The sequence below is a fragment of the Micrococcus sp. TA1 genome, from assembly GCF_014199555.1.
In the GTDB taxonomy this organism is placed as follows: Bacteria; Actinomycetota; Actinomycetes; order Actinomycetales; family Micrococcaceae; genus Citricoccus.
In genome coordinates this window covers 897,828-910,522 of the sequence record NZ_JACHNW010000001.1, presented here as the reverse complement: position 1 = coordinate 910,522, position 12,695 = coordinate 897,828, and the positions used below count along the sequence as shown (strand labels likewise).

Genomic DNA, 12,695 nt, shown 5'->3' with positions numbered 1-12,695 from the left:
GGTCAGCTCCGCGTGGGCCCGGCGCAGTTGTTCCCGCAGGAGCCGATTCTGCCGGGACTCCGACGGGCCGTGCTCGTCGGTGATGATGTGGTGCTCGATGGTGGTCTCCCGAGGTGGATGGTCTGGCTCGACGCGATTCTAGCGAGCGGGGTTCCCGGCGCCGAAAACCCCGGTCCCGGCGCCCAACCGGTCGCGGACCTGCCGCGCCAGGTCGGCGCTGACGCGTTCCGCGTGGTGCCGCGCGGCGAAGGCGCGGGCGGCCGCCCGCGCCTCGGGGACCAGCAGGCGGTCTGCGCGCTGCAGGCTGGCGGCCACGTCATCCGGCGCGGAACCGGTGAGGAACTCGGTGAAGGATCCATCGAGGGTGCCGGGCAGCACGCCCACCCGGTTGGCCACGAGGGGCAGGTCGAAGCTCGGTCCGAGCATGGCGGCACCGGAGTTGAGGGCCACCTGGTGCGGCAGCACCATGAGGTCGGCGGCTCGCAGCAGGTACTGGACCTGGTCGTTGGGCACCTTGACGTCGTGCAGCAGCACGTGCGGGTGCATGCGCAGCCGCCGCAGCAGCCGGCGCGTCCTGGCGTCCCGGTCAGGTCCGCCGGCGATCACCAGGCGGCGCGGGACGTCCGAGCCGGCCACCAGCCGGTCGAAGCCGGCCACCAGGGTCTCGATGCCCTTGTAGGCCTTGATGGCCCCGAAGACCACGTAGACGACCTCGTCCTCGTGCAGGCCGAGCATGGTCCGGGCCTGGTCGCGCGGGACGACGTCCGGGTAGGCGCCCAGGTAGCTGGGGTGGGCAGACACCACGGTCCGGGCCGGGTCGAGCACCAGGAAGTCGGCCACCAGCTCGGCGGTGTCCTCACTCATGACGTGGACGATGTCCGCCAGGTCGGCCACGGACTGCTGCAGGGCCCGCTCGACGTTGAGGTAGACGGCATCATGCGGGGCCAGGTTGTGGACGGTCCAGACGAGGCGACCGCCGGCGTCCCGGAACCGGCGCAGGCGCTCGAGGTACGTTCCCATCAGCGCCTCTGCCTGCTGCTCGGACTTCGCGCCGCGCAGCACCGTGTTCAGCCAGTGCAGGTGCAGCACGATGCCCCGGGTCTGGTCCATCAGGGGGATCAGTGCCTCGAAGGACTCGGGGTCCAGTACCGGGGACACGGCCAGTCCCTCGTCGCCGAAGTGGCGGTAGGTCAGGGCCTGGTAGGGGTTCATCCGGGCGACCGGGGTGTAGGCCACCAGCCACGGCCGTTCCCCGCCGGCCGCAACGGTGGCGTTGCGCACCGCGGCCAGTGCCTCGTGGACGGGGGACCCTGGCTCGGTGCGGAATCCCTGTAGCTGCAATTGCACGGCCGTGCTCCTTAGTCGGTTCCCTGGTGGTCGGCCGGCTGGTCGGCGGGGACGCGGTCCACGCTGGGCCCGGCGACCCGCTCGAAGACCTCCGCGTAGCGGGGGCCGTTGTGCTTCCACTGGCGCTCGGACTCGATCCAGGCCCGTCCGGCCCGGCCCAGCCGTTCGCGCTCGGCGGGGTCGTCCAGCAGCTCGGCCACGGCCCGGGCCAGCGACGGCACGTCCTCGGCGACGAACGTGCGCCCGCGCTCCGGGGCCGCCACGATCTCCGTGAGGGCCGGGAGGTCGGAGACCAGGACGGGCCGTTGCATGGCCATGGCCTCGAAGGGCTTGAGCGGGGTGACGTAGACGGCGGCGCGTTCCCGGATGCGCGGGACCACGAAGACGTCGATGAGACCGTAGAGGTCCGCGATCTCGGTGTGGTCCACCGGGCCGGTGAAGATCACCCGGTCCTCGATCCCGTGCCGGGCGGCGAGCCCCTTCAGGGTCTGGACCCGTCCACCGCCGCCCACCAGCACGCACTGGGCCTCGATCCCCTGCTCCTTCAGCAGCACCGCGGCCTCGATGAGCAGCTCCTGGCCCTCCCGGCGGTGGTCCATGTTGGAGACGTAGCCGAAGGTCGGCATGGTGATCCCGTAGCGCTCGGCGAGGCCGGCATCGCGCGGTCCCGGGCGGAAGTTCTCCAGGTTCACGGCGTTGGGCACCAGGGACACCTTGGCGGCGTCGACGCCGCGGGAGATGATCTCGTCCCGCATCGCGGTCCCGAGCGTCAGCACGTGGTCCGCGGCCTGCATGCAGCGGGTCTCGACCTCCATGCGGCGCCGGAAGATCTCCCCCGACTCCTCCATTTCCAGGTTGGGCGTCCAGTTCGCCTCGAAGAAGGACCGCACCTCGTAGACCACGGGGATCCCGGTCTTCTCCTTCAGGGCCAGGGCCACCAGGGCGGTCTCGAAGCCGCGGCGGCCGGAGGAGACGTGGATGACGTCGGGGCGGATCCTGCGGACCTGCTGCCAGGCCAGCCAGGCGAAGTCCTCCTGCCAGCGGTCGGCGGGGACCTTGGCGTAGTCCACGCCGGTGTCCAGCCGCCGGTGCTCGATCCCGTCGTAGACCTCCACGGCGTCGAAGTCCCCTCCCACCACCGACCGGGGGAACCCGGGCTCGGTCAGGACCACGGGCGTCCAGCCCGCCTGCTGTTCGGCCTTGAAGTTCTGGTGGCTGCGCGAGGTGAAGCCGTTGGAGAAGTAGGGCCGGGACTCCTTGACCAGGTGCAGCACGACCCGCCGGCCGGCCGGTTCCACGGGCTCGAACCCGCCGGGGATCCGGGGCAGCCAGCCGGAGAGCTCGGCGGCCCGCCCGTTGACCTCGGCCAGTGCGCCGGCCATCCGGGGCGCCCGGTGCGTGGACTGCGCCAGGGTGTCCAGGGACGTGGAGATGCTGCCGGCCCGGTTGGCCAGCCGGCGCAGTTCGTCCAGGTAGGCACCGTATGCCGTCGAGTCCGGGTCCTGGCCGTACCGGTCGGCCAGCAGGTCCAGCCACAGCCGGGCGCGGGGGCCCTCGAGCTCGGCCGGGTCCAGGGCCATCAGGGGGCCGGCCCCCGCGTGCCGGTGGGCCCGCGCCCGGCGGCGCAACCGGACCAGTTCCGCCAGGGCCTCGGCCGGCACGCTGCCGAGCTGGTCGTAACCGATCCTCAGGGCCTCGCGCACGGCGGCCGCCGGGGCCAGCCGGCCGGAGGCGGCGTCCCGGACCACGCCCACACCCCGGCGGCGCAGCTCCCGGGCCCGCCCGCGCAGCGCCCCGGCCAGTCCCCCGGGCACGTCCAGGGTCAGGGCGCTGAGCCGGCCGCGCAGGGCCAGGCGTTCGGACGTGCGTTCGGTCAGTTCGTCGTGCAGGGTGTAGAGCTCCTGCCTCAACAGCTCGACCTGGGTCTGCAGGTCCGGCTCGGCCGGCATCTCGTCGATCGGCTGCTGCGGCACGGTGGCTCCTTCGGTCGGCGGGTGGGGTCGGCGGGTCCCGGGTGTCGGGCGCCGGGAGGACGCGGTCCGGGTCAGGGCCGCTCGCCCGGTTCCACGCCCAGGGCGGCGTAGACGGCGGTGTAGGCCTCGGCGTTCTGCTGCCAGGTCCGGGTCCGCAGGGCCCATGCACGTCCGGCCTCCCCCAGTCGCTGACGTCGTCCGGGGTCGGCCAGCAGCCCGGACAGGGCGTCGGCCAGGGCCGCATCGTCCCCGGGCGGCACGAGCAGGCCGGTGAGCCCGTCCTGGACGAGTTCCGCCAGGGCGGGCAGGTCGGAGGCCACCACGGGCCGGGCGGAGGCCGAGGCCTCCACCGTCTTCATGGGCGTGACGACCCGGGTGACCGGCAGGTCCCGGCGCGGCACCACGAAGACGTCGAGGGCGGCGTGGTTCCAGCGGGCCTCGGAGCGCGGCACCCGGCCGGTGAACTGGCAGCGGCCCTCCACGCCCAGGTCACGGGCCAGCACCCGCAGCGCCGGCAGGGACACCCCGTCGCCGACGACCCGCAGCCGCAGCCGCGGGTGCTGCGGGGCGAGCCGGGCCACGGCCCGCACGAGCACGTCCAGTCCCTCATAGTCGACCACCGAGCTCACGGTCCCGACCAGGACGTCGTCCGGGTCCAGGCCCAGGTGCGCACGTGCCTCGGCCCGCCCGGGCGGTTCGGGGACGAAGGCCTCGTCGACGGCGTTGGGACACAGCCGGATGGATCCCGCGGGCACGCCCGCACCGAGCAGCCGGGCCCGCATCTGCTCGCCCAGGGTCACGACGGCGTCGGCGGCCCGGGCCGCCTCGTCCTCGCGAGCACGGAACTCACGGTAGTACTCGGAGTCCAGGGCCCCGGCCGGACGCGTGGCGGCCCAGCTGTCCGCCCGCTGGCCGCGGACCTCGTAGACCCAGGGCAGACCGTGGGCGCGGGCGACGGCGTCGACGACGAGGGCGTTCGTGAAGTGCGTGGTGGTGTGGAGCAGTGCCGGGCGCAACCGTTCGACCTCCGCCGAGAGCAACCGGGCGTGCTGGTCCAGGCGGGCGACGGCGTCCCGGGCCAGCGCGCCCGGCAGCAGCCGGCGGTAGTGCACCCCGTCCACCTCGTCCTCGCGCCGCGCCCACGGGATGCCGACCTCCACCGGGTACCCGGGGCGGGTGACGGCGTGGACGTCGAAGCCGGCACCGGCCAGTGACCTCAGGACACCGTGGCTGCGCTGGGCGTAGCCGCTGGTGGTGTGCGGCAGGGAACTCGTCAGCACGTGCAGGACCCGGCCGGGCACCGCGGGGGCGCCCCGGACGGGCCCGGGGTCGGGGCGGTGTCCGGCCAGCACGCGCCGTTCCGCCTCCAGCCGGGCGGCCAGGGCGCGGTTGCGCCCGTGGCGCCGGGCCAGGTCGACGGCACCCGTCACGTCACCGTGGTACAGGGCCACCCGGGCCGCCGCCGCGTGCCAAGGGGCCGTCCGGACGGCCTCGGGGACGGACGCCAGCAGGGCCCCGGCGGTCGCGGCGTCCCCGGAGCCCAGGGCCGCGGTCGCCATGACCGCGGCCCCCCGGGCCCCGGGTGCGCCGGCACCGTCCAGGGCGCGGCGCGCGGCGTCGTCGTGCCCGAGCACCTGGTGCCCGACGGCGGCCACGGCCCCGCCGGCGAACGTGCCGGTCCTCGTCAGCAGCCCGGCCACCGGCCGGGTGACGGAGTCCGGCAGGCGTCGGGACAGCTGCAGGGCGAACTGCACCGGGTCCTGGGACACCTCACCGCGGACGGTGCGCAGGGTGGCCCGGGCGTTGGCCAGCCAGGGGGTACCGGCTCCTCGCGTCACCGCTTGCGCCACTGCCCCCGGGTGTCCACGACCCGCTTGTCGGCCACGCGGTCGCCGAGCCCGGCGAAGGCCGTGTGGTCCACGAGCAGCACGATGATGTCGGCGGCCTGAACGGCCTCCTGCGTCTGGGCCAGGCGCAGGTTCTCGTACCCGGCCAGGGCGGCCGGCAGCTCGTCCACGTGCGGTTCCACCGCCAGGATCGTGGACCCGGTGAACTCCTGGGCCATCCTGGCGGTGATGCTCAGTGCCGGGGACTCGCGCAGGTCATCGATGTTGGGCTTGAACGCCAGCCCCAGCGCGGCGATCACCGGGGCCCGGCCGGTGGCGTTCTGCACGTCGAAGGCCTCGGCCTTGACCTGGCGCACCACCCACTCGGGCTTGGCGTCGTTGATCTCCCGGGCGCTGCGGATCAACCGGGCCTGGTCCGGGGCGGCATCGACGATGAACCACGGGTCCACCGCGATGCAGTGCCCGCCCACGCCCGGACCCGGCTGCAGGATGTTCACCCGCGGATGGCGGTTGGCCAGCTCGATGAGCTCCCACACGTCGATGTCCAGCTCGGCGCAGATCATCGACAGCTCGTTGGCGAAGGCGATGTTCACGTCCCGGAACGAGTTCTCCACGAGCTTGGCCAGCTCGGCGGTGCGGGTGTCCGTCAGCAGGATCTCACCCTGGCAGAACGTCTCGTACAGCGCCTTGGTGCGCTCGGCCGCCTCCGGGGTGGACCCGCCCACGATCCGGTCGTTGCTCACCAGCTCGGTCATCACCTTGCCCGGCAGCACCCGCTCCGGGCAGTGGGCGAACTGCAGCGAGCGCTGCCCGGCCAGGTCCGGGCGCTCGGCGTAGACCACCTGGGCCAGCTGCTCGGTGGCCCCGGGCGGGGAGGTGGACTCCAGGATGACCAGTTCCCCGCCGCGCAGCTGCGGGGCCAGCCCCCGGCCGGCGGCCTCGATGTAGGACAGGTCCGCGCTCTTGTCCGCGTGGAACGGGGTCGGCACGGCCACGATGTAGGCATCGGCCGCCGGGGTCTGCGTGCTGGCCGAGAGCAGGCCCTCGGAGACCGCCTTGCGCACGTAACCGTCCAGGTCCGGCTCCACGAACGGGACACTGCCGGCGTTGACCGCGTCGACCGTGCGCTGGGACACGTCCACGCCGTACACGCGGATCCCATTGCCGGCCAGCACGGCCGCCGTCGGCAACCCGATGTAACCCAGGCCGATCACGGCGACGCTGGAGATGTCTGTCATGTGAGAAGTCCTTCAGTCGGTGGAGCCGGGCGGCAGGCCACCCCGTGGGGCGCACCGTGGGACACGGTGTCCGCTGTTCGTGGGGGCCGGGGACCGCTGGCGAATCCGGTCAGAGGCGATTATAGGGTCTGGCCCCGGCGGTCCCGCGCATCACGGCCTGCCGGGCCAGCCCCACGAACCGCCGGCCCAGCTCGGGCAGGTCGGCGTTCCGGCGCACCCAGTCCCGGCCACGGTCGTCGACGGCGGTGCTCACCGGATCGGCGGCGAGCCGGCGCCAGCAGGCGGCCAGGACCTCCGCGTCCGCGGGCACGAGAGTGGCGGCACCGGAGGACTCGAGCACCCGTGCGGCCTCGCCGGTGACCATCCCGGTGATGTGCCGGCCGACGGCGAGCAGTTCATAGGTCTTGGATGGGATCGTCCACTCGAAGCTGGGCCAGTCCGGGCGCAACGCGACCAGGCACGTGTCGGCCCACTCGTACTGTTCGCGCAGCCGGGCCCCGTGCACCGGCTCCAGCATCTGCGCGGGTCCGCCCAGCGAGTCGTTGAGGGCCGCGAGCGCCTCGCGCCGCGTCCCCGATCCGACCAGGCGCACGGTGATCCGCTCCGCACCGTCCCGCACCAGTGCGGCCGCGCGGATGACGGTCTCCAGCCCCTGGCTCTCTCCGTGGTTGCCCAGGTAGAGCACGTTGAGCTCCCCCGCCGCCCGCGCGCGCGCCGGCACGGACCGGAGCTGCCGCAGGGGCACGCCGTTGCCGACCACCTCCACCGGGGAGATGCCCCGCTCCACCAGGCGCTCGGCGAAGCCCTCGGTCACGGTCACCACGAGGTCGGCCGCCCGCTGGGTGCCGGTGACGAGGGACTCCATGATCCGGCTCAGGGCCCCCGCGGAGACCCCGGACTCCCGGGCCAGGTCCGGCCACGCGTCCCGCATCTCCACGATCAGCGGCACCCGGCGCAACCGGGAGAGGGTCCACCCCGCGACGACGGTCGGCAGGGCGGGCACGGTGATCACCAGCACGTCCGGCCGGTCGGCGCGCAGGGCCACCGGAACGGCGGCCAGGGCGTGGACGATGTGGCCCAGGAACCGGCCGTCGCGGCTGCCGGCCAGGGCGGGAAGCCGCAGGGTCCGCAGGATCCGTTCGCCGTGCGGTCCCCGGCGCCGACGGGCGTCGACGGCGGTGGTCCCGCCCGGCACCTGCGCGGGGTCGGCCGGCGGGGCCACCACGTCGACGTCCCAGCCCTCCTGGCGGAAGGCCTCGACGAAGGCGGTCCATCGCCGCTCGGGCGGGGTGCGTTCGGGCAGGTAGGAGTGCGTGATGAGCTGGACGCGCACGGGTCAGGACCCCACGCAGGGGTTGACCGGGACGACCGGCTCGGCAGAGGTCCCGCCCGGGGTCCCCGTGCCGCCGTCCCCGGGGGTCGGCGCGTCCGAGGTGCCCGGACCGCCGGTGGCGCCGGGTTCGTCCGTCCCGGTCGTCGCGGGAGCGGAGGACGGTTCGGCGGACGGCGCCGGGGAGGTGGCCTTGCCGGACGGCGTCGCGCCGCCGTCCGGGCCGTCCTGGCCCTCCTCGGTTCCGCCGGACAGGTACTCGTCCAGCTGGTCGTCCTGCAGGGCACGGCGCAACTCGGCCATGGCCTCCTCGTCCTGTTCCACGATCGAGGCACCGCCCGGGCCCTCGGTCGGGGACCCGTGCGGCACGGTGAACGTGTGGATGTCCCTGGAGCGGATCCCGTTGAGCTGGAGTCCGTAGCCGGCGATCGTGGCGGCGTCGAGGCCCTCGTCCACGGTGATGAACGGCACGATGGCGTTGATCACGTCCGTGAGTTTCTGGGGGTTGGCCAGCGTGTCCACGGTGAGGACCTGGTCCACCATGGCCGAGACGAACCGCTGCTGGTTGGCCACGCGCTCGAAGTCACCGCCCATGAAGGCCTTGCGCTCGCGCACGTAGCGCAACGCGTCCGCCCCCTGCAGCAGGATCTCCCCCTGCGGGAAGTACGAGGGATTGATCTGCCCGGAGGAGAAGGTGTTGGGGTTGCAGACCTGGACGCCTCCCACGGCCTCGGTCAGCCCGTTGAAGCCCTCGAAGTCGATCACGGCCAGGTGGTCGACGTTCACGCCCACGAGGTTCTCCACGGTCGCGGTCACCAGCGGGTAGCCGCCCAGGCCCAGCGCCGCGTTGATCTTGCGCTCTCCCTCGCCGGGGATCTCGACCCAGAGGTCGCGCACGAGGGACATGACGTAGACGTCCTGGCGGTCCTCCGGGACGTGGACGAGCATCATGGTGTCCGAGCGCTCCCCGTCCTCCCCCTTGTTCTCCGCCGTGTCCATGCCCTCGCCGCGGGAGTCAGACCCGAGCAGCAGCACGTTGAGGGCGCCGTCGTCGACCGCGGCCTGGGTGGCGATGCCCGCATCCACGGTCTGGCGCTTGTCGTTGAAGGCCGTGGCGATCGAGGCGACGTAGATGCCCACGACGACGAGCACGACCAGCACGAGGGCAGCGGCCACCAGGAGCGCGTTGCGGACGGTGTGGCGCCGCCGGGTGGGCTTGCGCACCTCGCGTCGGGGCGCGTACTGACCGGGGTCGGGTGAGGACACAGGGGTTTCCTAACGACTACAAGAGGATCCGTCCCATGCTAGCGCCCGCGCGGGACGACGGCGTGACTACCAGCGGGCCCGTCGCGGCACCGGTTGGCAGCGGGGACAGTATGCGGAGGACCGGTTCATGAACCGGTCCCGGACGATGGTCGACTCGCGTCCTTGCCGGGCACAGCGGCGGCAGGGCTGCCCGGCCCGCCCGTAGACGTCGAGGGAGCGGTCGAAGTAGCCGGAGTCCCCGTTGACGTTGACGTAGAGCGAGTCGAAACTGGTCCCGCCCTGGGACAGTGCCTCCGCCATGACCTCGCGCACGGCCTCGAACAACCGCGACGACTCGGTGCGGTTCAGGGTCTCGGTGGGGCGGGCGTAGTGCAACCGGGCCCGCCACAGCGCCTCGTCCGCGTAGATGTTGCCGATGCCCGAGACGAGTGTCTGGTCCAGCATGGCGCGCTTGAGCCCGGTCCTGCGCAGCCGCAGCCGGCGATGCACCGCCTCCGGGTCGAAGACCGGGTCCATCGGGTCGCGGCCGATGTGGGCCACGGAGGCCGGCAGCAGCTGTCCGGGGCGGTCGGCCGCCTCGACGAGGGGGTCCAGGAACAGTCCGCCGAAGATCCGCTGGTCCACGAAGCGCAGCTCACGGGAGCGGTCCTCACCGTCTCCCGCGTCCTCGGCGGGCTCGAGCAGGAGCCTGATGCGCAGGTGCCGCGGTTCGGGGTCGCCGGGCTCGCTGACCAGCAGCTGTCCGCTCATGCCCAGGTGGGCGACCAGGGCCTGCGCGTCCGGTCCGCGGTCCGCCAGGGGGATCCAGAGGTACTTGCCGCGCCGCTCGGGCACCGCCAGCCGCGCCCCGGTGAGCCGCTCGGCGAAGTCGGCCGGGCCGGCGTCGTGGCGGCGGGTGGACCGGGCGTCGAGCACCTCCACGGCCGAGACCGGCCGGCCGGCGGCCCAGCGTTCCAGTCCCCGGCGGACGACCTCGACCTCGGGCAGTTCAGGCACCGGCACCCGCCGGTGGTGCGCTGCGGGCCTGTGCCGCGGCGGACACCCGCTCCCAGGCGTTGGCGGCGGCCAGTCGTTCGGCCTCCTTCTTGGATCCGCCGGAGGCCGAGGCGTAGTCGACGCCGCCGATCACGAGGGTGGCGGTGAAGACCTTGTCATGGTCCGGACCGGTGGACTCCATGCGGTATTCGATGGCCCCCAGGTTCCCGCCGGCGGCGGCCTCCTGGATGAAGGTCTTCCAGTCCGTCCCGGCACCCATGGCCGAGGCGTCGTCGAGCAGCGGCAGCACGAAGCGGTGCACCAGCCCGTGCGCGGCCTCCAGGCCGAGGTCCACGTAGGCGGCGCCGATCAGCGCCTCCAGGGTGTCGGCGAGGATGGAGTCCTTGTCCCGGCCGCGGGTGCGCTTCTCCCCCTCGCCGAGCAGGATGGACGGGCCGACGCCGATGGACCGGGCCACGGACGCCAGGGCCCGGGTGGACACGACGGCGGCCCGCATCTTGGCCAGGTCGCCCTCGGCCAGGTCGGGGTGGGTGCGGTACAGGTGGTCCGTGACGACGAAGCCGAGCACGGAGTCGCCCAGGAACTCGAGGCGCTCGTTGGTGGGCAGCCCGCCGTGCTCGTAGGCGTAGGACCGGTGTGTCAGGGCAAGAGCGAGCGTCCCGGGGTCGATATCGACCCCGAGACGCTCGAGAAGGTCTTCAGTTGTCGCCCGGCCGGTCACGGCCGGCCGGTGCTCACCGGACGAACTGGGTGCCATGGGCACTCAGGCGTCGGCGACCTTGCGGCCCTTGTATTCCAGGAACAACGGCGTACCTGCGGAGTCGGTCACGACCTGGGCCTGGTGCGGCAGGCGGTAGGTGACGCGACCGTTCTCCACGGACTTCACCAGCGGGGGCACGGTGGCCTTCCACTGGGAGCGGCGGGCACGGGTGTTGGAACGGGACATCTTCCGCTTCGGAACTGCCACGGCTATCTCTCTTCTGTCTCGTCGGATGAGGTCTTCTGGTCCGGACCGGCGGTGCCGGCCTCGGCTGGGTTGGTCAGTGCAGCCAGCGCCGCCCAGCGCGGATCCAGCTGTTCGTGGGCGTGGTCCGCGGGCGCGTCATCCAGTCGGATGCCGCAGTCGGGGCACAGGCCCTGGCACTCGTCCCGGCACACCGGCTGGAACGGCAGGGCCGTCACCACGGCGTCCCGGAGGACGGGTTCCAGGTCCACGGTCTCGTGGACCACCAGGCGCTCTTCGTCGCTGTCACCCTCGGGGGCGGCAGTGAGGAACAGCTCCTGCAGGTCAACGGTGATCCCGTCCCGGATCGGGTCGAGGCAACGACTGCACTCGCCCACCAGCTCGGCATGCGCCTCGCCGGTGACCAGAATGCCTTCGTGGACCGATTCCAGACGCAGCTCGACGTCCACGGGAGCATGCTCCGGGATGCCGATGAGCGGAGTGGACAATGCCCCGGGGGCCGGCCACTGCTCCTCCAGGGTCCTCATGGACCCCGGGCTGCGTACCAGGTCCTTGACGGATACCACCCACGCGCCGCTGGCAGCCGGGGACGATGACGCGGACATCAGCATTCCTTCCGGATGGACAGTAGACGACGGTTCGGATCCCCCCAACGAGGAATCCGGGCAGGGAAGAACCCGCAGGACCGGCTCACCAGTCTAGCGGTTCGGCCCCATCGGTCCAAATGGCGTACCGGTCCCCGCCCGCGAGGACGCGGGCGGGGACCGGGCGTCCGCGGCGCGGGGACGGCTGAGGTGCCCGGGAGCGGGTCAGATGGACGCGGCGAAGTCCTTGAGCCAGGGGCGCAGTTCGGGTCCCAGGTCCTCGCGGGCGCTGGCCAGCTCGATGACGGCCTTGAGGTAGCTGAGCTTGTCCCCGGTGTCGTAGCGCTTGCCGCGGAACACCACGGCGTGGACCCCGAAGCCCTCCCCGGTGCCCTCGGCGAGCACCTGGAGGGCGTCGGTGAGCTGGATCTCGTTGCCCCGGCCGGGGCCGGTGCGCCGCAGGATCTGGAACACCACCGGGTCCAGGACGTAGCGGCCGATGACGGCCAGGTTGGACGGGGCGTCCTCCGCGGAGGGCTTCTCCACCAGCCCGGTCACCTTCACCACGTCCTCCGGTCCGCCCTCCACGGCGGTGACCTCGGCGACCCCGTAGGCCGAGATGTTCTCGCGCGGGACCTCCATCAGGGCGATGACGGAACCGCCCTTGGCCTGCTGGACGTCGATCATCCGCTGGAGCAGGTTGTCGTTCTCGTCGATGAGGTCGTCGCCGAGCAGCACCGCGAACGGCTCCTCGCCCACGTGCTGGGCGGCGCACAGCACGGCGTGGCCCAGGCCCTTGGGATCGACCTGGCGGATGAAGTGGATGTCCCCGAGGTTGGTGGCCTCCTGGATCTTGTCCAGCTTGGAGAAGTCCCCCTTGAGCTCCAGGGTGCGCTCCAGGGCGGGTACCCGGTCGAAGTGGTCCTCCAGCGCCCGCTTGGACCGGCCCGTGACCATCAGCACGTCGTCCAGGCCCGCCGCCCGCGCCTCGGAGATCACGTACTGGATGGCGGGCTTGTCCACCACCGGGAGCATCTCCTTGGGCATCGCCTTGGTGGCCGGCAGGAAACGGGTGCCCAGGCCGGCGGCCGGGATGACGGCCTTGTGGGTGCGGGGATTCTTGGAACGGGAAGTCATGGGGGCAGGATAA

11 protein-coding genes are annotated in these 12,695 nt (G+C 72.8%); all 11 read right to left on the bottom strand.

Annotated features, from left to right (window positions below; all coding sequences use genetic code 11):
* Positions 1–138: 138 nt before the first annotated feature.
* The 11 genes from GGQ69_RS03795 to galU all read right to left on the bottom strand — a co-directional run bounded on the left by GGQ69_RS03795 (position 139) and on the right by galU (position 12,682).
* Positions 139–1,347 carry a glycosyltransferase gene (locus tag GGQ69_RS03795; protein ID WP_183524817.1) on the bottom strand — a complete coding sequence of 403 codons (1,209 nt, stop codon included), beginning with the start codon at positions 1,345–1,347 and terminating at the stop codon, positions 139–141.
* Between the two features lie 11 nt (positions 1,348–1,358).
* The gene (locus GGQ69_RS03790) at positions 1,359–3,320 is read right to left on the bottom strand and encodes a glycosyltransferase family 4 protein (protein WP_183524814.1); all 1,962 of its coding nucleotides are present in this window, start codon (positions 3,318–3,320) and stop codon (positions 1,359–1,361) included.
* A gap of 71 nt (positions 3,321–3,391) precedes the next feature.
* A complete protein-coding gene (locus GGQ69_RS03785) occupies positions 3,392–5,158 on the bottom strand; it encodes a glycosyltransferase family 4 protein (RefSeq protein WP_298045202.1) in 1,767 nt (588 codons plus the stop codon).
* Positions 5,155–6,405 (bottom strand): UDP-N-acetyl-D-mannosamine dehydrogenase, encoded by a 1,251-nt coding sequence (gene wecC / locus GGQ69_RS03780; RefSeq protein WP_183524811.1) that lies wholly within the window; start codon positions 6,403–6,405, stop codon positions 5,155–5,157. The genes GGQ69_RS03785 and wecC overlap by 4 nt, the downstream gene beginning before the upstream one ends.
* A gap of 109 nt (positions 6,406–6,514) precedes the next feature.
* A complete protein-coding gene (locus GGQ69_RS03775) occupies positions 6,515–7,738 on the bottom strand; it encodes a glycosyltransferase family 4 protein (protein WP_183524808.1) in 1,224 nt (407 codons plus the stop codon).
* Between the two features lie 3 nt (positions 7,739–7,741).
* Positions 7,742–9,001 carry an LCP family protein gene (locus GGQ69_RS03770; protein ID WP_183524805.1) on the bottom strand — a complete coding sequence of 420 codons (1,260 nt, stop codon included), beginning with the start codon at positions 8,999–9,001 and terminating at the stop codon, positions 7,742–7,744.
* Between the two features lie 66 nt (positions 9,002–9,067).
* Complete coding sequence (mutM, locus tag GGQ69_RS03765; RefSeq protein ID WP_183524802.1) at positions 9,068–9,997, bottom strand: bifunctional DNA-formamidopyrimidine glycosylase/DNA-(apurinic or apyrimidinic site) lyase; 930 nt, start codon at positions 9,995–9,997, stop codon at positions 9,068–9,070.
* Entirely contained in the window at positions 9,990–10,754 is a 765-nt protein-coding gene (gene rnc, locus GGQ69_RS03760; RefSeq protein ID WP_183524799.1) for a ribonuclease III, read from the bottom strand. Before rnc ends, mutM begins: the two co-directional genes overlap by 8 nt.
* Positions 10,755–10,760: 6 nt before the next feature.
* Positions 10,761–10,964: a 50S ribosomal protein L32 gene (gene rpmF / locus GGQ69_RS03755; protein WP_029139287.1), complete on the bottom strand. Its 204-nt coding sequence runs from the start codon at positions 10,962–10,964 to the stop codon at positions 10,761–10,763.
* A 2-nt stretch (positions 10,965–10,966) separates the two neighbouring features.
* The gene (locus GGQ69_RS03750) at positions 10,967–11,566 is read right to left on the bottom strand and encodes a DUF177 domain-containing protein (protein ID WP_183524796.1); all 600 of its coding nucleotides are present in this window, start codon (positions 11,564–11,566) and stop codon (positions 10,967–10,969) included.
* Between the two features lie 204 nt (positions 11,567–11,770).
* On the bottom strand, positions 11,771–12,682 hold the full coding sequence (gene galU, locus GGQ69_RS03745) for a UTP--glucose-1-phosphate uridylyltransferase GalU (RefSeq protein ID WP_183524793.1): 912 nt from the start codon (positions 12,680–12,682) through the stop codon (positions 11,771–11,773).
* Positions 12,683–12,695: the final 13 nt, after the last annotated feature.